Origin of the sequence: Flavobacterium limnophilum (assembly GCF_027111315.2) — a bacterium.
Lineage (GTDB): Bacteria > Bacteroidota > Bacteroidia > Flavobacteriales > Flavobacteriaceae > Flavobacterium > Flavobacterium limnophilum.
This window is the reverse complement of record NZ_CP114289.2, coordinates 3,050,024-3,074,185: the sequence shown is the minus strand read 5'-3', so window position 1 is coordinate 3,074,185 and position 24,162 is coordinate 3,050,024. Positions and strand designations below refer to the sequence as shown.

Genomic DNA, 24,162 nt, shown 5'->3' with positions numbered 1-24,162 from the left:
CAGTTCTTTAGAAATTTTTTTCTATTATTTCATATTTGTTTCCCAGAATTTCAGAAAGCACTTTCGGGTTGGAATTGGTATAAAATACTGGTTCATTTTTTTCATTGGTTGAAAATCCCACTTTATCTTTTAGCACGTTTTGGGTTTGTTTGGCGACAGCTTCACCTGAATCGATAATCTGGATGTGTTCAGGAAGTATTTTTTTAATTTGAGGAATCAAATACGGATAATGACTACAACCCAGAACGAGATAATCAATGTTCGCTTCAATCATTGGTTCAAGATAGGAGTGGAGCAATTGCGTCATTTCGGGGGAATCGATATTTCCGCTTTCGATGAGTTGCACTAATCCGTGTCCTACCTGTTCGATTATTTTTGTGTCGCGATACATTTCGGTGGTTTTATTGAAAAGCTCGCTGTTTAAAGTGCCTTGGGTGGCCAGAATTCCTATGGTTTGTGTTTTTGAATTGGTGGCTGCCGGTTTTATGGCGGGTTCTATGCCAATAAATGGAATGCTGTATTTTTCCCTCAATTCCTGGATGGCATTCGTCGTTGCGGTATTGCAGGCAACCACGATCAATTTACAATCCATTTTGAGCAAGAACTCCGTGTTTTTTATGCTCAAAGCCACAATCTCTGCTTTTGATTTCTGGCCATAAGGAGCATTTTTACTGTCGGCTAAATAAATGGTTTTCTCGTTGGGGAGTAATTGATGAATGGCTGCCCAAATGGAAGTTCCACCAATTCCCGAGTCAAAAATTCCAATAGGTTTATTGTTCTCCATAAAAACAAAGTTAAGTGCTCGATTTTAAATATCCTAAAAATTGAAGATATAAAAAAAACCGCTCAATTCCAATTTTTGGATGAGCGGTTTTTTAATTTGTATGCGGTTTATTAGAAACCTAAATCTTTTTTTACGTCAGCAGTCAAGTTTGGGCCGTCAGCAAGTAAAAGAGTAGCTCCGTCAAGAACATATTGGAAACCTTTTGTTTTTCCTACTTTTTGGATAGAAAGTCTAACTTTTTCGTAGATTGGTTTTGTTATTTCTTCTTGTTTGGTTTGCAATTCTTTTTGTGCGTTTTGTCCGTAATCTTGGATTCTTTTTTGCATGTCTTGAACTTCTTTTTGACGTTCAGCATTTACAGCATCAGTTACTTTTCCTGGAGTATTAGCTTCTTCATCGTATTTTTTCAATTTTGCTTGAAATTCTTCAACCATTTTTTTGTATTCAGCATCATAAGTTTTGCTTAATGTTTCAAGTTGCTTTTGAGCGTCAAGCATGGCAGGCATTTTTGTCATAATTTCACTTACATCAACATGGGCTGTTTTTGCTTGTGCATTAATAGTCTGGCTGGCTCCTAAAACTAGTATTGCAGCAATTAGTAAAGTTTTGATTTGTTTCATCGTTTTAAATATTAATTAATTATTGTTTGTATTTATTTTGTTGTATTTAATTTTTCTTCATTCGCTTTTTTGGCCGCTTCTCTATCTTCGAGTATTTTTTTTCTTTTTTCTTCCAATTCTTTTTTGCGGTCTTCAATCACCTTTTTGCGATCTTCCAATGCTTTTGCTCTTGCGTCTATTTGCTTTTGTTTGGCTTCTTCTGTAGGGGATTTTGTTGTTTCTTTAGTAGGTTCAACAGCAGTAGTTTCTTTTGTTTTTACCTCTTCTTTTGTTGTGCTTTCAGAAACCGTGCCAGTTTTTTTGGTTTCTTTTTCTTCCAGTGCTTGTTTTCTTTTTTCTTCTTGTGCTTTTTTATTTTCTTCTGCTACTTTTTTGCGGTCTTCCAAAGTTTTTGCCCTGGCATCTATTTGTTTTTGTTTTGCTTCGGCAGCTGCTGTTTTTGCGGCTTCTTTTTCTGCGTCAGTATTAGTTGTAGTAGCAGTACTTGAAGGTTCTGGAGTAACTGCTCCTGTTTTCTTGGTTTCTCTTTCGGCCAAGATTTGTTTTCTTTTTTCTTCTTGCGCCTTTTTGTTGTCCTCAACCGCTTTTTTACGTGCTTCAAGAGTAGCGGCTCTCTCGTCCATTATTTTTTGTTTTGCTTCTGCCGCAGCTGTTTTTGAAGCTTCTTTGTCTACCGTGTTGCCAGTATTGGGACTCACTGTAGCTGATTTTGATGCTGGTGATGTTCCAGTCTTCTTAGCTTCTCTGTCGGCTAGAATTTGTGCTTTTCGTTCTTCTTGTTGTACTTTTCGATCAGCAATAACTTTGTCTCGGGCTGCTTTTTTTGCATCCAATGCTTTTTGTCTGTCTGCAATCGCAGGATTTTCATCCATTGCCTCTTCTTTGGCTTCTTTTGCTTCTTCCTCTTTGAGTTGTTTTTTGGTCAACTGCTCTCTTTTTTCGGTTCGATTCAAAACGCGAATAATCTGGTCGCTGATGTCAAATCTTTTTGCTGCAAAAAGCATGGTTAAATCGGAAGTTTTGTCAAATATGAAATCATATTTTTTTGTTTCGGCAATGTCTTGTACCGCAGTGAAAACTTGGTCTTGTATTGGTTTTGTCAAACCTGCTTTTTGCCTCATCAAATCACCGTCAGGTCCAAATCTTTTTTGTTGATAATCCAAAGTTTCATTTTCAAGAAACGTGATTTCTGAAATTCTTTCTTCAATTAGCCCTTTGGTCAACAAGGCTTTCTCGGCTTTTAAGGCTTCTTTCAGTTTATTGATTTCAATTTTCTTGGCTTCAATTTCTTGCTTCCATTTTTGGGCTTTTTGTTCTAATTGATTTTGGGCTTCAGTGTAATCGGGTACATTTTGCAAAATGTATTCCATATCGATATAGCCCACTTTTGTTCCCCTGGTTTGTGCCTGGAATGTACTGGATACAATCAGGACTAAAAATAGAATTAAAAATTGTTTTTTCATAACTTTTACAATATTAGAAAAAAATTAGACCAAATTCTTAAAATTGTTGCCCAATGATAAAATGTGTTTCCCAACCATTTGGTGTTGATCCCAGTGTGCCGTTTGCTTGTGGCAATCCGTCGAAACCATAACCAAAATCAATTCCCAATAATCCAAATGCCGGCATAAATACCCTTAATCCAACACCTGCCGAACGGCTTAATGCAAATGGATTGTAATTTTTGAACGTGTCAAATGACGAACCTGCCTCCAAGAATGTAAGAGCATAAATAGATGCTGCTGCTTTCAACGTGATTGGATATCGCAATTCCAATGAATATTTGTTGTAAATAGTGGCTCCAATAGGCTCTCCTTTATCATTTATAGGAGTCAATGAACTGTTTGGATATCCTCTCAATGCAATTGTTTCCCTGCCATCCATAGAATAATTGGCCATACCGTCTCCACCCAAAAAGTATCTTTCGAAAGGAATGATTCCTCTGTCTTTATTGTAGGCACCCAGGAATCCGTATTCCACTAAAGATCGGAGTACTAATTTACCATAAACTTTGGTGTACCAATCCGCTTTGAATTTTATTTTGTAATATTCTAGCCAATTGTATTTCTTTTGATCCACTTTTCCAATATCCGTGGTTGCAGTAGAATAATCCGATCCAACTCCGATGTCTCCACCGGTCGCTGTTTTTTGGATGTATTCACCAGTTGATATTTCGTAGCCATCGACACCAGAATATGCCGCTCCATTGTTGCGGTATTTGTATTCTGCCTGATCGCTAAGTGTTGCATAATCCACTCCGTTAAACCAAGAGTAAGGAAGTGTGAATTTACCAGTTAAACTGAATTCTGCACCATAAGTCGGGAATATCGGGTTGACCCCTTTATTGCTTCTGGAGAATCCTACAGTGTAAGCTAGGTTTCTTGAGGCACCATCACCAAATGTAAACAAACCAGTATTGTAATTGTGCAAATCATAATGTTGGTAACTGATGGTTTGTGACAATCCAAAATAATCATCCGGAACGCTAAGTCTTTTGTATATACCGGCTGACAACGTCAAGATGTTGAAACTCTTGCTTTTGTCCACTTTTTGGGTTTGATAATTATTGTAAAACTGGCTTGTGTAAGAAACAGAAGTAGTAAGATTCACGGGTTTTTGTCTACCAAACCAAGGTTCTGAAAACGAAGCACTATAAGTTCTATAATAAGAACTGGCTTGCAATCTCAAGGATACTTTTTGTCCGTCTCCCATTGGAAGTGGTTTGTAGGCTTCTTTCTTGAATAGATTTCTGGCCGAGAAATTGTTGAACGACAATCCTAGGGTTCCGATAAAACCGCCACCGCCATAACCTCCTTGAAGCTCGATTTGGCTGGCTCCTTTTTCGGTCAACGGATATTCGATGTCAACTGTTCCTGCGGCTGCATCCACGTTTTTGAATTTTGGCTCAATGGTTTCTGGGTCAAAAAATCCTAATTGTCCAATTTCACGAATGGTTCTTATCAATAATTCTTTGTTGTATTTTTCTCCCGGTTTGGTTCTTAATTCCCTGTAGATTACGTGGTCATTGGTCTTGTCGTTTCCGGTAACCGTAATTTTGTTGAAATAAGCAATAGGGCCTTCCGTAATTCTAATTTCAAAGTCGATGGAGTCGTTGGCTGTTTTTGTTTCCACCGCATTGATGGTAGAGAACAAATAACCGTTGTTTTGATATAAATTGGTAATGTCTTCGCCGTCCGGTTTTGATTTGTCCGCAATTCTTTTCTCAAGAAGTACGCCATTATAAGTGTCTCCTTTTTTGATACCGAGCATTCCAGTAAGTCCCTCATCTGAATAGACTGTATTTCCAAGGAATTTGATGTTTCCAAAACGGTATTTGTTGCCTTCTTCGACTTTTATCTTGATCATCAAAGCTTTCAAATCGGTGTTGTAAGCAACGGAATCCGAGATGATTCTGGCGTCTCGATAACCTTTTTCTTTATAGGCAGCAATCACTTTTTCTAAATCGTCTTCGTATTTTTCCTTGATGAATTTTGATGCTTTTAAGCTAACCAATGTTTTTCGCTTGGTATCCTTCATAGCGGCACGCAAGGTTTCGTCTTTCAACTCCTTGTTGCCAACAAAATCAATGTCCTTGATTTTTACTTTTGCTCCTTTGTCGATTTTTACAACCATGTTAACCATGTTAACTTCTGCTGTGTCTATAACGGTATTAATGGTTACCTTGGTATTGAAGAAACCGTCTTTTTTGTATTTGTTTTCGATGTAGTTTTTGGTGGTCGTAATCAAGTTTTCATTGACCACTTTGGTTTTGGTAAGGCCATTGTCTTTTATCAAACCTTCAATCTTGCTTTTTGAAACACCAACAATCTTGACTTCATTTAATTTGGGTAGTTCTTCCACGTGTAAATCAAGGAAAATACTATCATTTTCAATTCTATTTACATAAAAAGAGATCTCGTCAAAGAGACCTAATTTTCCTAATTTTTTTATCGCATTGCTTATTTGTTCTCCGGGAACGATAATTTCTTGTCCTTTTTCAAGTCCGGCAAAAGTTACCACTGTATTGGCGTTGAAACTTATTTTGCCAACTACGTCAACTTTGGCAAGAATGTATGTTTTTCCTTGATCAAAAGGGATTCTTTCTTGGGCTTTAATTTGAGAAAAACTTCCAAAAATCAAAAGGCTAAGGACTATCTTTATGCTTTTTTGTAACACTAAAAAATTATTTAATTTGTTCACTTGTTTTTCCAAATCTACGCTCTCTTTTTTGATAACTAATGATAGCCTCATACAAATCTTGTTCTTTAAAGTCTGGCCATAATATATCAGTAAAATATAATTCTGCATAGGCAATTTGCCATAGCAAAAAATTACTTATTCTATGCTCTCCACTTGTTCGTATTAATAAATCTACCTCCGGTAAATTTTGCGTGTAAAGATGCTCATTTATAATTGAATCGTCAATAGAGTCTATTGAAATTATATTATTTTTAACTTTATCGGCAATGTTTCTTACAGCATTTACGATTTCTTCTCTCGAACCATAACTCAACGCCAATGTCAAGGTCATTCTAGTGTTGTTTTTGGTCTTGTCAATAACATCCAGAAGCTCTTTTTGGGCTGATTTTGGTAATTTGTCCAAATTGCCAATAGCGTTTAATTTGATGTTGTTGTCTTGAAGGGTTTTGAGCTCTTTTTTTAGTGCCCTAATCAAGATTTTCATCAAAGTTTCAACCTCTATTTTCGGTCTGTTCCAGTTTTCGGTGGAGAATGCATATAGGGTAAGAAATTCTATGCCTAATTTAGCGCAAGTTTTTATGTTTTCCTTTACGGATTTTGTTCCGCTTTCGTGGCCTAAAGTGCGTAAAAGTCCTTGTTTTTTTGCCCAACGACCATTGCCGTCCATGATGATGGCTAGATGTTTGGGTAAATTGGTGGTGTCTATTTTATCTAGTAAATTCATTTTTTATTCTGCACAATAACAGGGTTTGTTTCCAAAGGTATAGGTTAGTGTTAGCCCTGAAAAAACGTACCAGTCATTATTATTAATATTTCCAAATTTTAACAAATTTTCGTCCTTGGGATTGCTTCCGTCCAAATTATCCGTAAATGTATATCTGGCTCCAACCTCCAACCCTATTACAATTCGAGGCGAAACATTTGATTTTATTCCTAAAATCATCGGAATTGCGAAAGAGCCAGTGCCTGAATCTTTTAGCGTTTCTCCTGATGAAACATACAGTTCGTCATACCTGAAATAACTTATTCCAGAATATACATAAGGGGTGATTTTTCTTTTGACTTCGTGTAAATTAAAGTCGAAAAAATTAAATTCAAGGCCTAAAGATACTTCTTTTATGCTATTTTCAAAACGATAACCTCTTTGATTTCTGCCTGGCTCTTTTGAATCAAGGTCATCGCCGGAAATTTTGGATTGCGTGTACGAAAATCGATAGGAATGTCTCGGGCTTTTATTCCATTTGTATAGAATTCCAAGGGCAGGTTCGTTTGGCGCAATATAGGTGGTAAGTCCAACATCGCCCACATAGTTGCTTCCGCCTGCAAAAACACCCAGCTCGTGGATTTGGGCATTCATCGTGAAAAAAAACAATAAGGACAGGAGTTGAAATAGTTTATACATTTAATCAAAAATTGCGTGCAAATATAATAATTATAGACTCGAATCAATACGCCTTGGATTAAATGTGCTTTTTATTAAAAAAATGACACTAAAAAGAAGTGAATTATTGATCCAGAAATACTTAAACGGGTAAAATAAGGCTAATCGTATAGTGAACGATAAAAAATGATTTAATTTCTTCGGTCTTCACCCCAGAATAATTTAGTTCGCAGGGTTTTCAAGAAAGTCTCTTTTGGAATTTCTACCATATTGATTTGAAAAGGGGTTTTCTTGATGATCAATCTGGTTTCGTTTTTCACGGATGTAATCCTGGAATCCAGCGAAACCAAATAGTTTTCTTCCCTTCCGGAAACTTTTAATCTAATTTCTGTTTCGTCTGGAACCACTAATGGTCTTGCGTTGAGATTATGTGGTGCAATTGGAGTGATGACAAAGCTTCTGACATCGGGAGTCAATATTGGTCCGCCGCAACTCATGGAATATCCTGTAGATCCTGTGGGAGTGGCAATAATTAAACCGTCGGCCCAATAGGAATTCAAGAATTCGTTGTTCAAGTAGGTTTCTATCGTTATCATCGAAGTGGTGTCTTTTCGGCTAACGGAAATTTCATTCATCGCAAAATTGATTTCTTCAATCGCTTCATTTGTTGGAGTGCAGGTAAGACTCAGTAAAGTCCTTTTGGAAATGGTGTATTTTTTGTCAATGATAAATTGCATGAACTCGTCGATATTCTCTTTTTGCACCGTTGCCAAAAAACCCAATCTTCCTGCATTTATTCCTAAAATGGGAACGCCGGAATTTCGGACTAATGCTGCGGCTCTTAAAATGGTGCCGTCACCACCAATGCTGATGAGCATATCAAAACTGCTGTTTAATTCGGTATGTGAAGAAAAAGTCTTGTAATCTTTTTGGATGATTTTTTTTTCGTGTAATATCTTTAAAAATTCAGCCTCAATAATCATTTCAACATTGTTGTTGAGGAAAAAAACAAAAATGTCTTTTATTATGGGCTCGGTGCTATTAAGATAGTATTTCCCGTAAATGGCTACTTTCATCAAGTTTGTTTGTTAGATATTAAGATATTTGTCCAAATAATCGGAGCGCTCCTTTAATGTGTTGATGTAATTGTCTTCGTTGTGTTCAGAAATAATTTCGTAATCATATCTTCTGAAGGTTTGGATGATTTCATTTATGGGGCCAATGCTTATTTTGAGGGTGACTTCTATGTTTTCTGCGTCGGTTCCAGATATGAATAATCCAAGTAATTTGCCATTGTTGCTTTCGACAATTTGGGTAGTTTGGCTTAACGAATAATCAACTTCTCTTTTTTTGACGACAATGATTTTTCCTTGTTCGGTTAAAAAGGGTGTTTCGTTAAAAAACCTCATAATGTCACCAATTTCATAATAGCCGATATACTTGTTTTTTTCGTCCAAAACGGGAACTAAATTGGTGTTGTTTTTTGCAAAAACCTCCAAAACCTCCAGCCAAACCATGGTGCTTCTTGCAAAAAAACCTTCGAGTGAATACCTGTAATCTAATACTTTTTTGTTGTTTTCAAAGGTTTCAATGTCATTGGACGAGATGCTGCCAATGTAGATTTCTTCTTCAACCACAGGAAAATGGGAAAAAGTTAATTCGTCAAAAAACTCTTGAACAACCGCTATAGTGTCGTGGCTGTCAATCGCTTTGAAATCATTGGTTATATAGTTTGTTATTTCCGTCATAAATCAATCCAAAATATTTCTTGCAAAATAATCAAAATTATACAAAACAGCTACTTTTACTTTGTATTTTTGCATTCTAATTTTTAATAAATACTCGCAAAAAAGTTTTCCAATGACAAAGTTAAGTGTAAATATTAACAAAATAGCTACTTTGCGAAATGCTCGTGGAGGAAATGTTCCAGATTTGTTAAAAGTGGCTGCCGATATCCAGAAATTTGGAGCCCAAGGAATCACCATTCATCCAAGGCCGGATGAAAGACACATTCGTTATCAAGACGCCCGCGATTTGAAATCGATAGTTCACACCGAATATAATATCGAAGGAAATCCCGAAAAAAGTTTCATCGATTTGGTTCTCGAAATCAAACCCGAGCAAGTCACTTTAGTGCCCGATGCTGTCGATGCGATAACCTCAAATGCGGGTTGGGACACGATCAAAAACAAGGATTTTCTAACTGAAATGGTGCAAGAATTTCAACGAAACGGAATCAGGACTTCCATTTTTGTCGATCCCGTTCTCGAAATGATCGAAGGTGCCAAGATTATTGGAACAGAAAGAATCGAATTATACACAGAAGCTTTTGCGCATCAATACGGGTTGGGAAATAAAAACGGAATTGATCCTTATGTGAAATCGGCAATTTTGGCCAATGAATTGGGATTGGGAATCAATGCCGGTCACGATTTGAGTTTGGACAACATCCAGTTTTTTCATCAAAACATCCCCGGATTATTAGAAGTTTCTATCGGTCACGCACTCATTTCCGAAGCCATTTATCTCGGATTGGACAATGTGGTCAATATGTATTTGCAAAAATTAAAATAAAAGTTACACACGAATTCCACTAATTTGCACGAATTGAAATTTGTGATAATTTGTGGAATTTGTGGTTAAAAAAGTAGTGATATGATTTATTCAAAAATAGAAGGCGAAGGCAAACCACTGCTAATTATCCACGGATTTCTAGGAATGTCCGACAACTGGAAAACAATTGGAACGCAATTTGCTGCCGATGGATTTCAGGTGCATTTACTTGATTTGCGCAATCACGGCAAAAGCTTCCATTCTGAAGAATTCAATTATGAAATAATGGCTCGTGATGTTTTCGATTATTGTCAAGCCAATAATTTAGAAAAAGTCAGCATCATTGGTCATTCGATGGGTGGAAAAACGGCGATGCTTTTTGCAACAAAACATCCAGAAATGGTTGAAAAATTGATAGTTGCTGACATTGGTCCAAAATTTTACCCACAGCATCATCAAATTATTTTTGAAGCTTTGAATGCCGTTGATTTTTCATTGAAACCAAGCCGAAACGAGGTGGAAGAAATTTTGTCCAAATACATTCCTGATTTTGGAACTCGTCAATTCCTGCTGAAAAGTTTGTATTGGCAAGAGCCGGGACAATTGGCATTTCGATTCAACTTGGCTGTTTTCAATGTCAATATGGACGAAATTGGGAAACCGCTTCCCGAAAATGCTGTTTTTAACAAACCAACACTTTTCATCCGCGGCGGAAATTCGAATTATATTCTCGACGAAGATTTTGAGACAATAAAAAAACATTTCCCGGATTACAGAATAGAAACCATTCCAAATGCAGGTCATTGGCTTCACGCCGAAAACCCGAAACTCTTTCATGAAATAACGAGTTCGTTTTTAAAATAATTTTTTTGAGGTCGGCATTTAATTTCATATCTTTAAGGTCAATAAAAACAGTGTAAAATGGAAATTTTCAAAGGTCAAAACCTCATAGAGTTTGCTGAACGATTCAAAAGTGATCAAGATTGTAGAGAATACCTCTCAAATATCAAATGGTCAGAGGGCTATATTTGCAGAAAATGCAAGCATAGTAAGAGTCAAATTCGTAAAGATTATGCTCGAACTTGCAATATATGTAGCGACACCGAATCTGCTATGGCTAATACATTGTTCCATAAAGTAAAATTCGGATTAAGAAAAGCATTTTTCATCTGTTTTGAAATGTCAACCAGTACAAAAAGTCTTTCTGCCTCTCAAACAGCTGTTCGCTTTGGAGTTCATGAAAGAACCGCTAGAATGTTTATGCAAAAAGTTCGTGAAGCCATGAAATCGAGTGAAGATTTTCCAATGAAGGGCGTTGTTAATGTTGATGAATATGTAGTGGGCAGTTATGAAGAAGGCAAGCCTGGCAGGAGTTATGATAGCAATAAGAAAAAAGCGGTATGTGCTGTAGAACTTACCGATGATGGGAAAGTTAAACGTTTTTATACTTTTCAAATCCCTGACTATTCTGCAAAATCATTAAAAAAAATGTTTGTAAAACATATAGACATAACCGCAAAAGTTACTACCGACAAATGGAAAGGTTACAATCCAATTGCAAAAGATTATGATTTAACGCAAATATTAAGCGACAAAGGTTCTAAATTCAAAGCATTACACGTAATGATCCATCAGGTCAAATCTTGGATAAGAACAACCTATTCGTGGGTAAGTGAAAAGAATATTAATCGATACTTTGATGAGTTTTGTTACAGGATTAACCGTTCTCAAAGTAAAGACACGATATTCAATAATTTAATCAAGAGGATGGTAAAAGCGGATAATATTACTCACGAAAAAATAATATGCGCTTAAATGCCGACCTCAATAATTTTTTATACTTTTGAAATAAAAAACAAATATGAAATTACTTACCAGAATTCTCCTTACTTCAGTTTTGGTGTTGCTTATAGCTCATTTTATGAAGGGTGTTCACGTTGCAGGTTTTGTTACGGCATTGCTTGTTGCGGTTGTTTTGGGATTGCTCAATATATTTATAAAACCAATATTTGTATTGTTGACTCTGCCGTTTACCATTGTTACTTTAGGGTTGTTTTTGCTGGTTATCAATGCCATAATTATTTTGTTGTGTACCAATATTGTCGGCGGATTTAGTGTAGATACTTTTTGGACGGCATTGCTTTTTAGCGTTGTATTGTCTCTTTCCCAGTCTATTTTGTTTGCAATTGTGGGCAAAGACTAATAAAAAAGCATCTGAATTGAAGTGCAAATAATGAACTAAAATTCAATAGATTAAAAACTTGTTTGGGTTGCAAAATTTTTATAATTTTGCAACCCAATTTTATTATGTAAATTAACGAAGAAGATGGATATTAAAAGAGTAGCATTAGACGCAGTAAACGAAACAATTGTAATGACAGTTGTTCATATGGATTACAAAGGTCAAGTAGCAAAAAGAATAAACGAAAAAATGCCCTTGGCAACCGTAAAAGGTTTTAGAAAAGGGGCTGTGCCAAAAGACCTTGTTGAAAAACAATACGGAAAAGCCATCAAACAAGAAGAAGTTAAAAAAGTGGTTGATTTGGCATTGGAGCGTTACCTAGCATCAGAAAGATTGAACCTTTTGGGAACTCCTTTGGCTAAAGTAAACGAGAACTTCAACTGGGATGACGAAGAATTGGTTTTTGAATATGAAATTGGTTTGGTTCCAACTTTCGAAATTGATTTAGATGCCAAAAACGAAATCATAAAATATGTCGTAACAGCCGACGATAAATTAATTGACGGTCAAGTGGCTCGTATCCAAAAACAATTTGGTACTCCAGTTCCTCAAGATGCTGTAACGGCTGATTCTGATATTACTGGAACTTTCACTAACGAAGCTGAAGGAATCAACAATACAACGACTATTGCTTTGTCAATTTTCAAAGATAAAGCGACTGCCGATAAATTCATTGGTAAAAAAGTAGGTGATGTAGTTACTGTAAACACAAGCGGTTTATTCGAAGACGATCACCAATTGATGGATTATTTGAAAGTAGGTCACGATAATGTTCACGGTTTAGCTATTGATGTTGATTTCACAATCGAAGCAATCAACGTAGCCGAATTGGCTGAATTGAATCAAGAATTGTTCGACAAACTTTTCGGACCTGGAAATGTAGCTTCATTGGAAGATTTGAAGGCAAAAATCAAGGAAGATGCCGAATCTCAATTTGCCCAACAAGCAGACCAAAAATTATTGGGTGATGTAACTGAGTTCTTAATCGAAAATACAAAATTCGATTTGCCAGCTGAATTCCTTAAAAAATGGTTGCAAACCGTTGGCGAGAAAAAATTATCTCCAGAAGAAGCCGAAGTAGAATATGCGCGTTCTGAAAAAGGTTTGCGTTTTCAATTAATCGAAGGAAAAGCATTGGCGCAAAGCAATATCCAAATCACTTTCGAAGATTTGAAATCATTTACGTCAAAAAATATCCGTCAGCAAATGGCACAATTCGGGCAAACAAATCCTACTGACGAAGAAGTTCAAGGAATTGTGGCTAGAGTTTTGTCTAACCAAGAAGAAGTAAAAAGACTTTCAGACCAAGTGGTTGCCGAAAAATTATTGGAATTGTTCAAAGAAAAAGCAAATCCAACAACTAAAGAAGTGACTTACGAAGAATTTATTGCTGCGTCTTACGGGGAATAAGTTTTAGAAAAAAAATAAGTATATTTGAGCGTCAAAAAATATCTTTTTTTGACGCTCTTTTTTTTGAAGTTCTTGTAAAACTTTGAATTAAGACATATTGGCATCATTTGTAAAGAGGTATGACCTTTGATGAAATGAAACAGACAAGTATATTACGTAAAAACTTAGAACAAATAGATATGAACTACGGTAAAGAATTTAAAAAGTTTGCTACAAAACACCAAGGTGTAAACGCAATGTACTACGACAAAATCGTGGCAGCAATGAATCCAACCAATATGACGCCTTATATTATTGAGGAACGTCAGTTGAATATTTCCCAATTGGATGTTTTTTCTAGATTAATGATGGACCGAATTATTTTCTTGGGAACAGGAATCGATGATCAAATCGCCAACATCGTTCAAGCACAATTGTTGTTTCTTGAAAGTGCCGATGCCTCAAAAGACATTCAAATTTATTTGAATTCTCCAGGAGGAAGTGTTTATGCAGGATTGGGAATTTATGATACGATGCAATACATCAAACCAGACGTTGCAACGATTTGTACCGGAATGGCCGCTTCTATGGGAGCCGTTCTTTTGTGTGCTGGAGCAGCAGGAAAACGTTCGGCATTGCCACATTCAAGAGTAATGATTCACCAACCATCAGGCGGAGCACAAGGTGTTGCAACAGATATGGAAATCAACTTGCGTGAAATGTTGAAATTAAAAGATGAATTGTACAAAATCATTTCGCATCATTCGGGACAAACTTTTGAAAAAGTGCATAACGACAGCGAGCGCGATTATTGGATGATTGCCGATGAAGCCAAAGAATACGGAATGATTGATGAAGTGTTAAGAAGATAAATAAAGATGGAAGTTGGAAGCTGGAAGCTGGAAGCGGGGAAAGTCCCCAACTCCTAACTTCCATCTTCCAACTTCCATCTTCCAACTCAAAAAGATGGCAAAACCAAAATTAGAATGTTCATTCTGTGGAAGAAAAAAACCGGAAACCAATTTATTGATTGCCGGAATCGATGCGCATATTTGTGATAAATGTATCGAACAAGCCCACGGAATTGTATTAGAAGAATTAAAATCAAGCGGAAAGGTAAATTTGCCAACCGACTTGGTGTTGAGAAAACCCAAAGAAATCAGGGCTTTCTTGGATCAATATGTTATTGGTCAAGACCAGACTAAAAAAGTAATGGCCGTTGCGGTTTACAATCACTACAAACGTTTGATGCAACATGAGTTGAACGATGAAGTAGAGATTGAAAAAAGCAACATCATTATGGTCGGTCAAACCGGAACCGGGAAAACTTTGGTGGCCAAAACCATTGCCAAAATGCTCGACGTTCCATTGGCAATTGTCGATGCGACGGTATTGACCGAAGCGGGTTATGTGGGAGAAGATGTCGAAAGTATTTTGACGCGTCTTTTGCAAGCCGCCGATTATGACGTGACCAAAGCCGAAAGAGGAATTGTTTTCATTGACGAAATTGACAAAATTGCCCGAAAAAGCGACAATCCATCCATCACCCGTGATGTTTCAGGAGAAGGAGTGCAACAAGCGTTGTTGAAATTATTGGAAGGAACGGTTGTAAATGTTCCGCCAAAAGGAGGAAGAAAACATCCAGACCAGAAATTTGTTGAGGTAAACACCCAGAATATTTTGTTTATTGCCGGTGGTGCCTTCGACGGGGTGGAACGAATCATTTCCAAACGATTGAATCGTCAAGCTGTTGGATATTCGACGTCTAAAAATGCGGACAATATCGACAAAGACAATTTATTGCAATACATTATTCCAAAAGACATCAAAGATTTTGGATTGATTCCCGAAATTATTGGTCGTTTGCCGGTGTTGACTCACATGGACCCATTGGACAGGGAAACTTTGAGAGCGATTTTGACACAGCCTAAAAATGCCTTAATCAAACAATACCAAAAGTTGTTTTTGATGGATGAAGTGGAATTCAGCATCACGGACGAAGCCTTGGATTTTATTGTGGACAAAGCTTTGGAATACAAACTCGGAGCTCGTGGATTACGTTCTTTATGTGAAGCCATCTTGACCGATGCTATGTATGAATTACCAAGTTCTGATGATAAAACATTAGAAATCGACGTGGATTACGCCAAAGAAACCTTGAACAGGAATTTATTGAAACGATTGGAAATCGCTTCTTAATTTTTGGTTTGTAGAATTTCAAACCCGACAAGTTTTAAAAAACCTGTCGGGTTTTCTATTTATTCCTGTTTGTGAAAAAATATGGGATATCCTTTTTTATCTACAATAGATTGTCGATTTTTGCCCATCGCAAATTAATATATTAAAAATGGCAACAGTAGATAAAGAGATTATTTTGTTAAAAGTTTCTGGTCAGGATAAATTGGGGGTAACCGCTGGGTTGACATCCATATTGGCCACTTATGATGCGATTATTTTAGATATTGGTCAAGCCGATATTCACGATACATTGTCATTAGGGATTTTATTTGAAATAAAAGCAGGCTCTAGTTCGGCAGCGGTTTTGAAAGATTTATTGTTCAAAGCATATGAGTTGGGCATCAATGTCAAGTTTATTCCAATTACCATTCCTGATTATGAAATTTGGGTAAAAGGACAGCGCAAGCAACGTTATATTATCAATGTTTTGGGAGAAACCTTGACGGCAGTACAATTGGCGGCCGTGACCAAAATAATGTCGGATCAAAAACTGAATATCGATTCCATTATAAGATTAACCGGTAGAACTTCGGTGGTGGAGAAAGAAGAATATCCTCGTTCTTGCGTGCAATTATCCGTAACAGGTGAAATTAAAGACAAGAGCCTGATGACCGCCAGTTTTATGGAAATTTCAAGAGAGTTTGATGTCGATATTTCTTTTCAAGAAGATAATATTTACAGAAGAAACCGTCGTTTAGTGTGTTTTGACATGGATTCGACCTTGATTCAAACCGAAGTAATCGATGAATTAGCCGAGTTGGCAGGCGTTGGTGAACAAGTTAGAGCCATCACGGAATCAGCGATGCAAGGCGAAATTGATTTTAGCGAAAGCTTCAAGAAACGCATGGCTTTGTTGGAAGGTTTGAGCGAAGACGTTTTGCATAATGTTGCCGTAAATTTACCAATAACCAAAGGAGCACATCGTTTGATGAAAGCCTTGAAATATTACGGCTATAAGACCGCTATTTTGTCTGGAGGATTTACCTATTTTGGTGATTATTTGCAAAAAGAATTAGGAATCGATTACGTTTATGCCAACCAATTGGAAATTAAAGACGGTAAACTAACTGGTAAATATTTGGGCGAAATCGTGGATGGTCAAAAGAAAGCCGAATACCTGAAAGCAATCGCCGAAAAAGAAGGGATACACATCAACCAAACCATTGCCGTGGGTGATGGTGCCAATGATTTGCCTATGTTGAACTTGGCAGGCTTGGGGATTGCTTTTCACGCCAAACCAAAAGTAAAAGAAAATGCGGCTACTTCCATTTCAAGTCTAGGTCTAGACGGTATTTTATACTTGTTGGGCTATCACGACCGACATATTGACATGATGCAGGAGTAAAATCTTGTAAGCTATAATTGAAAAAGCCTTAATTCTTGTTGGAGTTAAGGCTTTTTTATGATATCGATTCTGTTTCATTGATGCACAATCACCTGCATACTTTTCAATTGTTCCAAATAATCTCTTTCGTTGGACAATCTCGGAATTTTGTGCTGACCGCCTAATTTATGTTTGTCTTTTAGCCAATCGTAAAATAAATGGGGTCGTGCAATGTTGATGATTAAAGGATTTAGGGTCATATTGTTGTAGCGCTTGGCTTCGTAATCCGAATTCAAGGATTGCAAAGTTTCGTCCAACACTTTTTGGAAAAGGGTAATATCCGTCGGGTTTTTCTTGAATTCGATAATCCATTCGTGGGCGCCTTTTTCCTTGTCTTTCATAAAAATGGGCGCAACGGTATAATCCACCATTTCGGTTCCGGTAATCTGGCACGCTTTGGCAATGGCTTGATCGGTATTTTCGACCATCAATTCTTCGCCAAAAACATTGATGTGGTGCTTCGTTCTTCCGGTTACCCGAATTCGATACGGATTCAAGGAAGTAAAACGAACCGTGTCACCAATCATGTATCGCCACAAACCAGAATTTGTCGTGATGATTATGGCATAATTTTTAAAAAGTTCCACATCTGATAATCGGATGGTTTTTTGGTTGGGTGTTCCAAAAGTATCCATTGGAATGAATTCGTAGAAAATGCCGTAATCCAGCATCAACAGTAAATCGCTGGAATAATTCAAATCCTGGATGGCAAAAAATCCTTCGGAGGCATTGTATATTTCGTAATATTTGAAATCTTTTTTCGGCAATATTTTTTGGTATTGGTCCCTGTAAGGCTCGAAATTCACGCCGCCATGAAAATACACTTCGAGATTGGGCCATAATTCAAGCAAATTTCCTTTTCCTGTTTCTGTAAGTAATTTATTCATTAAAACCAGCATCCATGAAGGAACTCCTGCAAAGCTGGTTACGTTTTCGTTTTTGACTTCATTGATTATCGCAGGAAGTTTGGTTTCCCAGTCACTCATCAGCGAAATTCCCTTGTTTGGAGTGCTGCTAAAATCAGCCCAAAGCGGCATGTTTTCAATCAAGATGGCCGACAAATCACCAAACAAAGTATTGTTGTCTTCATAAATTTGTGCACTTCCTCCAAGGCGAAGGCTTTTGCCCAAAAACATTTCGGAATTTTCGTTGTTGTTCAAATACATGCACAGTAAATCCTTGCCCGCTTTGTAATGGCAATCTTCCAATGCTTCTGGACTTACTGGGATAAATTTACTTTTGGCATTGGTCGTTCCGCTGGATTTGGCAAACCATTTTATGGGCGTTTCCCACAGGACATTTTGTTCGCCTTTTCTCGTGCGTTCTATCAAAGGTTGCAATTCTTCGTAGGTCGAAACGGGAATTCTTTCTGAGAAAGTAGCGTAGGAATGGATGGATTCGTAGTCGTATTGCTTGCCAATAATTGTGTTTTCTGAAGCTCGAATCAAATTCATCAGTAATTCTTCCTGAACTTCGTTCGGATACTTCAAGAAAAGTTCTATTTGATGAATTCGTTGTTTGAGAACCCAAGACGCAAACGAATTGATTACAGTTATAGGCATTTTTATATGCGATTTACGATATTAGATATACGATGTTTTTGATATTCTATACTCGATACCAGATTTTGTATATTTGAATTGAATATTGAATTGCAAATACTAACTTTACAACGTTATCAAAAATAGTATTTTTTTTTAACTTTCTTACTTTTAAATCTAATATAAAATATCGTATATCTAATATAATATACCGTAAATCGTATATCTAATATCGTAAATAAAAAATGACCTACGAAGGAACGCTTACCAAAATGCAAACCGAATTTGTGAACCCCATTCAATATTATCTGGTTTTTGAGAATAGTTTTTTAAATGTGAATCAATTACTTAACAAGAATATTGAAATTTCATTTCAGGGTTACCAATGCTTGAATTGCGGTAAAAAGAAGAAAATTTTCCGTCAAGGATTTTGTTACGACTGTTTTTATTCCAGTCCGGCTGTTGGTGATTGGATTATGAAGCCCGAATTAAGTACAGCTCATCTTGGTATTCAAGACAGAGATTTGGTCTATGAAGAAAAAGTGCAATTGCAACCCCATATCGTTTATTTGGCTTTGTCGAGCGAGGTAAAAGTAGGAGTGACCAGAAAAACCCAAATGCCTACAAGATGGATTGATCAAGGTGCAACACAAGCGATTTCCATTGTGGAAGTGCCAAATCGCTATCTGGCAGGAATTACCGAAGTGGCCTTGAAAAATCATTTTGCCGATAAAACCAATTGGCGTAAAATGCTTCAAAATGATGTCGTGCAAGTAGATTTAATCGCCGAAAGATTGAAGGTAGAAAACCTGATTCCCGCCGAAGTTCAGGAATATTTCTACTCGGAGAAAAATGATTTATACGAAATGCATTTCCCCGTTTTGGAATATCCCAAAAAAATAAACAGTTTGAGTTTGGATAAAACGCCCAATTTTCAAGGGAAATTGACCGGAATAAAAGGACAATATTTGATTTTTGAAGACGGCACTGTTTTCAATGTCCGCAGCTCGGAAGGGTATGTGGTTCGAATAGAAATATAAAACGTCATTGCGAGGAACGAAGCAATCACACTAACAAGAGCCACATAAGTTGAGCAACTTAGTGTGATTGCTTCGTTCCTAGCAATGATATTAAGGCGTTTTAGGTTCTTCCGTTTTTTTCTTTTTGTTAAACAAGCCATTCAACAATTCAGTTGCTTTTGTTTTTACGTCTTCTTTAGTTGTTGGAGCGGCAGTTTTAGTAGTGTCACTTGACTTTTTGGTGTTTTTGTTAAGATAATCCGTCAATGCCGAAGTGCCTTGTTTTATTGCTTTTTCTTTTTGCTGTTTCACCAATTGATTGGTCAAATTGGTAACGGCGCCTTTCATATCGGTCGAAATTTTCGGGCTGGTAAAACTTCCCGTCATCAAGGCATTTATCGGGATATTCTCCAATTTTGCGGCATCGGCTGGAGATAATTTTGCTATTAAAGCATTCGCTTCCGTTCCAAGATATTTGGCGGGAACATCAAATTTCAGATTGTAATTCATGCTTTGATCAAAACCGTGGCTTCCGCCAATTGTCGCCTTGATGTCTTTGTATTTGATGTCAAATGGTTTTACGTTCACTTTTCCGTCCTTGAAAGTCACGGCAGCTTTCAAATCATTCAGATTGATTTTGCTCATATCGATGAACTTTAAATTTGAACCCAATGCGTTTAACAAAGTCGAATTTTGGGCACTTACGGTAGTGGAAAGTAATTGTCCCAACAAATCCCCGGTAAGCGAATTCAAGTCGGGAGTCAATTCCATTGCGTCAAGATTTCCGTTGAATTTCATAGTCGAATTGATTTTTCCATTGACGATTCCGGCGATTGGCGCAATTTTTTTCAACATGTCGAGTTGGGTAAACGATTGTGCAATATCCACCTGGTTCAAATTCAAATCCATATTGAAAACCGGTACTTTTCCTTTGGTGGAAACGGCACCGTTTACGCCAATTGTTCCTCCAAAAATGGAAGATTTCACGTTTTGCAAAGTGACTTTTTCATCCTTGACAATTAGTTTTCCCGAAACATCTTTCAAGGTTAAATTGTCATATAAAACCGTGTTTGCTTTTGCGGTAAGCGTGCAATTCAAGAAAGCGGGAATCTTCATGGCTTCGGCTTTCTTAGCTTGCTTCGGCTGTTCGCTGTCGCTTGGATTGGTTTTGGTTTTTTCTTCAGTCGTCATAAAATCACTCACGGCCAATTGATTGGAAGTCATGTTAAAGTTTCCTTTCAATTCTTGGTTTTTGAACATAAAACCATAGAAGTTTTCCAAAACTCCCGTCACGCTCAAGTCGCTTTTTCCGGTTGTTGCGTTGAATTGTTTCAAATGGACTTGACTTGGATTGAACTGTACCAATGCATTGCTTACGGTCATTGTCTTTCCGTTTTCGTCCGCATATTTAAAGCCCGACAAGCTCATTGTTCCTGCATTGTTGATGTTCTGGTATTGACTTTTTTCAACGGATTGCATGTCAAATTTTGTGGTTACGTCGGCTTTTAGGATTCCGGATAAAGGTTTACTTAATTTTATCGGATAAGCTTTCGACAAGTTTCCCAAATTAATGGTTCCTTTCAAGGCGGCATCTACCAAGGCATTTTCGGTAATGTTTCTAATGTTGGCTTTGGCATTGAAAACGTCTTGGTCTATGGCGAAAGACAATTTGTCGAGATTAACATAAGTGTCGTTCAAAATCCCTGTTTCATTGATGATTTTGGTGTCGATTACAATGTTTCGAACTGATTTTGGAAGATTTGGATATTGGAACGAAGCGTTGTTGGATGCAATTTTAATATTGAATTTCGGAACGGTTTTGTCGGAATACAATCCTTTGGCAAAGCCCACGACTGTAAAATCCCCAGTCGTTTTTACATTGTCCAAACTCGAAGAATAGGCTGCGGGAATAAGTCCCAAGAAGTTTTTGAAGGAAGAAGTTGGCGTCTTGAATTTCAAATCATATTCCTGTCCGCCATCAACCATTTGGATAAAACCGTCAAATTCTAATGGCAATTGATTGATTAAAGCCTTGTTTTGCTTGAAAGTGTATTTGCTGTTTTTTAGATCGATTCCCAAAACGGCATCCAAACTAATGGAAACATTTTTCATGTAATTGACTTTATCCATCGAAAGCACAATTTTGGCGGTCGATTTGGTGTCTAAATCCAGTTTTTGGGCGGCAAAATCTCCGGTTCCTTCGTGGTTTAAACTGTCAATAACCATTTTTATTTTCGATTTTTCGTCAGAATATCTGAATTGGAAATTTTCGATTTTATATTCTTGGATTTTCAGCGATAAAGGCTTGCTTTTTCCATCGGCTGCAGGTTTGTCATCTTTCAAGGCAATATCGTAATTGGCCAATCCGTCTTTGTTGAAAATGATGTTAATCAATCCGTTTTTGGATGAAATTCCGTCAATATTCATCGTTTCTTTTTCTCCTTTGAAAAGTTCCTTGATGGATAGTTGCAAATTCAATTCGCCCAAGGAAACCAAGGTGTCGCCTTCAAAAGGCGCCTTGTTGATGATGACTAATTTTTCGATAGTCACATTCGCATTGGGAAAATTTTTGAACAAACTCAAATCAGCGTCTGCAAAAGATACTTTGGCATCCACTTTCTCGTTAATGGCTTGAGCTATTTTGGCTTTTATTTGATCTTTAAATAGGTAAGGAGCCGCGAATAATGTTCCAATAATTAGGGTGATTACAATTCCGACTGTTATTAGGATTTTCTTTGTCATAATTTAATTTCTTTAGATTCTATGAGCTGGGCAAAAATAGTGCCTCGAAATTTTTTTTCAAAAATAGTGTTTTTATAATCTAGTGTTTTTTGGAATGTTTTTTTTAAGCAATACTTTAACTTTATAATGCCGAAAATCCGTTTAAACACTTGCTCAAACGGATTTTCAGTAAACTATTATTGTCTTCTAATTGATTTTAATCTCGAACGGCATCATTGCTTGAACTCCTTTTTGAGATTGCATTCTTTTTATCTGTTCCATCATTCGATAGGTTTCCTCGCCTAATTCTTCTTTGATGAATGATTCTTTCGATTTTGCGAATGGCAAATGTTCAAAAATATCATTGATGTCTTTTTCGAATTCCGGGAAGTTTTGAGTGCTGTAGTCCTTTATTTTGGCAAGTTTTGCTGCTTCTTTCAAGGCATCATCCAAACCTCCAATTTTATCCACAAGCCCTACTTTCAGTGCTTGTTCTCCTGACCAAACTCTTCCTTGACCTATTGAATCTACTTGCGCAAAAGTCATTTTTCGTCCTGTGGCTACGTGTGAAACAAATGTTTTGTAGATACGTTCGACACTTTCTTGAGTTACACTTTTAAATTTTTCGTCCATCGGTAAAAAAGGACTATATTCAGCGGCATTTTCATTGGTTTTTACTTGTTCGGTGTGAATGCCAATTTTTGTTGTCAATTGCGTGAAATTAGGCAATACTCCAAAAACTCCTATGGAACCCGTAATGGTGTTGTTCTCGGCAAAAATGGTATTGGCATTACAGGCAATATAATAACCGCCCGAAGCGGCATAATTCCCCATCGAAACTACAATTGGCTTCACTTTTTTTGTCAATTCTATTTCTCTCCAGATTAAATCCGATGTCAAAGCATTTCCACCTGGGCTATTAATTCGAAGTACAATTGCTTTTACATTTTTGTCTTTTCGAGCTTCAATCAACGAACGACGCATCGAACCTTCGCCAATGGTGTTGACGTCGCCTTCTCCACTCATAATGGTTCCTTGAGCATAAATAATGGCAATTTTGTCCTTGGTTTCAATGTCTATTGAAGTTGTTACTGTTTTTCGGGTATAATCCATAAGATTTACTTTGTTGTAGTCTTCCTCTTTGTCAACTTTCAACGCTTTTCTGATGGCATCATGATAAATGTCTTCATAAGCCACGACATCAATCAGTTTTTCTGCTTTCGCCATTTGGGGAGTTCGAGCCAGAAGTCCATTGGCAATTTCGTTTAATTTTGCTACAGAAATGTTTCTGCTTTTCGAAATGTCTGCCGTAACGGAATTCCAAACGGAATTCAATAATGCCAAAGTTTGTTCCCTGTTGGCATCACTCATTTTATTGTCCAAGAAAGGTTCCACGGCACTTTTGTATTTTCCGTGGCGGATGACTTCCATTTGAATGCCTGATTTATCTTGAAGATCTTTGAAAAACATGATTTCGGCCGATAGTCCCTTGAAATCCATATCCCCTTCCGGATTCAGGTAAATGGTGTTGGCTACGGAGTTCAAGTAATATTCTTTTTGGGAAAAGGAATTGGCATAAGCCATAATGAATTTTCCTGATTTCTTGAAGTCTTGCAATGCGTCTCGAAGGGATTTTCTTTGCGCCATTCCCAATTCGGATTCATTGTTCAAAATTGAAATTCCCTTGATGTCAGTGTCTGTTTTGGCGCTTTCGATGGCATTGATAACATCCGAAAGTCCCACTTTTTCACCGTCGGACAAAATGGACATCCACGGGTCTTTGTATTTTCCGGCATAGTCGTTTTCAATATGCCTCAAATCCAATTCGATAACCGAATTGCTTTTGACTTCAACAACCTCTGGCTCACCGCCAAAAACGGTTGCAATTAGAATTATTCCGAAAAAGAACAGCATTGAAAAAACAAATAGGCCTACTATGGTTGCCAAAACATTTCCTAAAAATTTCATAATCATATTTTTTTTATAAGTAGCAAAAAGGGTCGATGTGTTACAAATTTAAGTTTAAAAAAAGGATAAATTTAGTTATCAACACCTGCGCAAATATAGTTCTATTCTAAAATTGTTTTAGT

Annotated in this window: 20 protein-coding genes; 9 read left to right on the top strand and 11 right to left on the bottom strand. The window is 37.0% G+C overall.

What is annotated here, in order from left to right; translation table 11 throughout:
* Nucleotides 1–7 precede the first annotated feature (7 nt).
* The 8 genes from murI to OZP13_RS12985 all read right to left on the bottom strand — a co-directional run bounded on the left by murI (nt 8) and on the right by OZP13_RS12985 (nt 8,733).
* On the bottom strand, nt 8–784 hold the full coding sequence (murI, locus tag OZP13_RS13020; protein WP_269240541.1) for a glutamate racemase: 777 nt from the start codon (nt 782–784) through the stop codon (nt 8–10).
* A gap of 110 nt (nt 785–894) precedes the next feature.
* The gene (locus OZP13_RS13015; RefSeq protein WP_281297404.1) at nt 895–1,404 is read right to left on the bottom strand and encodes an OmpH/Skp family outer membrane protein; all 510 of its coding nucleotides are present in this window, start codon (nt 1,402–1,404) and stop codon (nt 895–897) included.
* Between the two features lie 32 nt (nt 1,405–1,436).
* A complete protein-coding gene (locus OZP13_RS13010; RefSeq protein ID WP_349293475.1) occupies nt 1,437–2,867 on the bottom strand; it encodes an OmpH/Skp family outer membrane protein in 1,431 nt (476 codons plus the stop codon).
* A 37-nt stretch (nt 2,868–2,904) separates the two neighbouring features.
* Nucleotides 2,905–5,655, bottom strand: a complete 2,751-nt coding sequence (locus tag OZP13_RS13005; protein WP_281297403.1) for a BamA/OMP85 family outer membrane protein — start codon at nt 5,653–5,655, stop codon at nt 2,905–2,907.
* The gene (uppS, locus tag OZP13_RS13000) at nt 5,588–6,328 is read right to left on the bottom strand and encodes an undecaprenyl pyrophosphate synthase (protein ID WP_269240538.1); all 741 of its coding nucleotides are present in this window, start codon (nt 6,326–6,328) and stop codon (nt 5,588–5,590) included. Before uppS ends, OZP13_RS13005 begins: the two co-directional genes overlap by 68 nt.
* Before the next feature lie 3 nt (nt 6,329–6,331).
* Entirely contained in the window at nt 6,332–7,006 is a 675-nt protein-coding gene (gene porG / locus OZP13_RS12995; RefSeq protein ID WP_269240537.1) for a type IX secretion system protein PorG, read from the bottom strand.
* Nucleotides 7,007–7,176: 170 nt separating this feature from the next.
* Nucleotides 7,177–8,061 carry an NAD kinase gene (locus tag OZP13_RS12990; RefSeq protein WP_281297402.1) on the bottom strand — a complete coding sequence of 295 codons (885 nt, stop codon included), beginning with the start codon at nt 8,059–8,061 and terminating at the stop codon, nt 7,177–7,179.
* A 12-nt stretch (nt 8,062–8,073) separates the two neighbouring features.
* A complete protein-coding gene (locus OZP13_RS12985) occupies nt 8,074–8,733 on the bottom strand; it encodes a CBS domain-containing protein (RefSeq protein WP_281297401.1) in 660 nt (219 codons plus the stop codon).
* A gap of 112 nt (nt 8,734–8,845) precedes the next feature.
* Between OZP13_RS12985 and OZP13_RS12980 the strand changes: the two genes are divergently transcribed.
* The 8 genes from OZP13_RS12980 to serB all read left to right on the top strand — a co-directional run bounded on the left by OZP13_RS12980 (nt 8,846) and on the right by serB (nt 16,752).
* A complete protein-coding gene (locus OZP13_RS12980) occupies nt 8,846–9,559 on the top strand; it encodes a pyridoxine 5'-phosphate synthase (RefSeq protein ID WP_269240536.1) in 714 nt (237 codons plus the stop codon).
* Nucleotides 9,560–9,640: 81 nt separating this feature from the next.
* A complete protein-coding gene (locus OZP13_RS12975) occupies nt 9,641–10,402 on the top strand; it encodes an alpha/beta fold hydrolase (protein ID WP_281297400.1) in 762 nt (253 codons plus the stop codon).
* Nucleotides 10,403–10,459: 57 nt separating this feature from the next.
* Nucleotides 10,460–11,353 (top strand): IS1595 family transposase, encoded by an 894-nt coding sequence (locus OZP13_RS12970; RefSeq protein ID WP_281297399.1) that lies wholly within the window; start codon nt 10,460–10,462, stop codon nt 11,351–11,353.
* A gap of 46 nt (nt 11,354–11,399) precedes the next feature.
* Complete coding sequence (locus OZP13_RS12965) at nt 11,400–11,741, top strand: phage holin family protein (RefSeq protein WP_269240534.1); 342 nt, start codon at nt 11,400–11,402, stop codon at nt 11,739–11,741.
* Between the two features lie 123 nt (nt 11,742–11,864).
* A complete protein-coding gene (locus OZP13_RS12960; protein WP_281297398.1) occupies nt 11,865–13,190 on the top strand; it encodes a trigger factor in 1,326 nt (441 codons plus the stop codon).
* A gap of 179 nt (nt 13,191–13,369) precedes the next feature.
* Nucleotides 13,370–14,041 carry an ATP-dependent Clp endopeptidase proteolytic subunit ClpP gene (clpP, locus tag OZP13_RS12955; RefSeq protein ID WP_269240532.1) on the top strand — a complete coding sequence of 224 codons (672 nt, stop codon included), beginning with the start codon at nt 13,370–13,372 and terminating at the stop codon, nt 14,039–14,041.
* A gap of 94 nt (nt 14,042–14,135) precedes the next feature.
* On the top strand, nt 14,136–15,368 hold the full coding sequence (clpX, locus tag OZP13_RS12950) for an ATP-dependent Clp protease ATP-binding subunit ClpX (RefSeq protein ID WP_281297397.1): 1,233 nt from the start codon (nt 14,136–14,138) through the stop codon (nt 15,366–15,368).
* A 148-nt stretch (nt 15,369–15,516) separates the two neighbouring features.
* A complete protein-coding gene (gene serB / locus OZP13_RS12945; protein WP_269240531.1) occupies nt 15,517–16,752 on the top strand; it encodes a phosphoserine phosphatase SerB in 1,236 nt (411 codons plus the stop codon).
* A gap of 74 nt (nt 16,753–16,826) precedes the next feature.
* Here the strand turns inward: serB and OZP13_RS12940 are convergent, their stop codons facing one another.
* On the bottom strand, nt 16,827–18,353 hold the full coding sequence (locus OZP13_RS12940; protein WP_281297396.1) for a GH3 auxin-responsive promoter family protein: 1,527 nt from the start codon (nt 18,351–18,353) through the stop codon (nt 16,827–16,829).
* 224 nt (nt 18,354–18,577) lie between these two features.
* Between OZP13_RS12940 and OZP13_RS12935 the strand changes: the two genes are divergently transcribed.
* A complete protein-coding gene (locus OZP13_RS12935; protein ID WP_269240530.1) occupies nt 18,578–19,372 on the top strand; it encodes a DUF2797 domain-containing protein in 795 nt (264 codons plus the stop codon).
* 90 nt (nt 19,373–19,462) lie between these two features.
* On the opposite strand, the gene OZP13_RS12930 is transcribed toward OZP13_RS12935, so the two are convergent.
* Both OZP13_RS12930 and sppA read right to left on the bottom strand, forming a co-directional pair.
* Nucleotides 19,463–22,093 carry an AsmA-like C-terminal region-containing protein gene (locus OZP13_RS12930; RefSeq protein WP_281297395.1) on the bottom strand — a complete coding sequence of 877 codons (2,631 nt, stop codon included), beginning with the start codon at nt 22,091–22,093 and terminating at the stop codon, nt 19,463–19,465.
* Between the two features lie 186 nt (nt 22,094–22,279).
* Nucleotides 22,280–24,040 (bottom strand): signal peptide peptidase SppA, encoded by a 1,761-nt coding sequence (gene sppA / locus OZP13_RS12925; RefSeq protein ID WP_281297394.1) that lies wholly within the window; start codon nt 24,038–24,040, stop codon nt 22,280–22,282.
* Between the last annotated feature and the right edge of the window lie 122 nt (nt 24,041–24,162).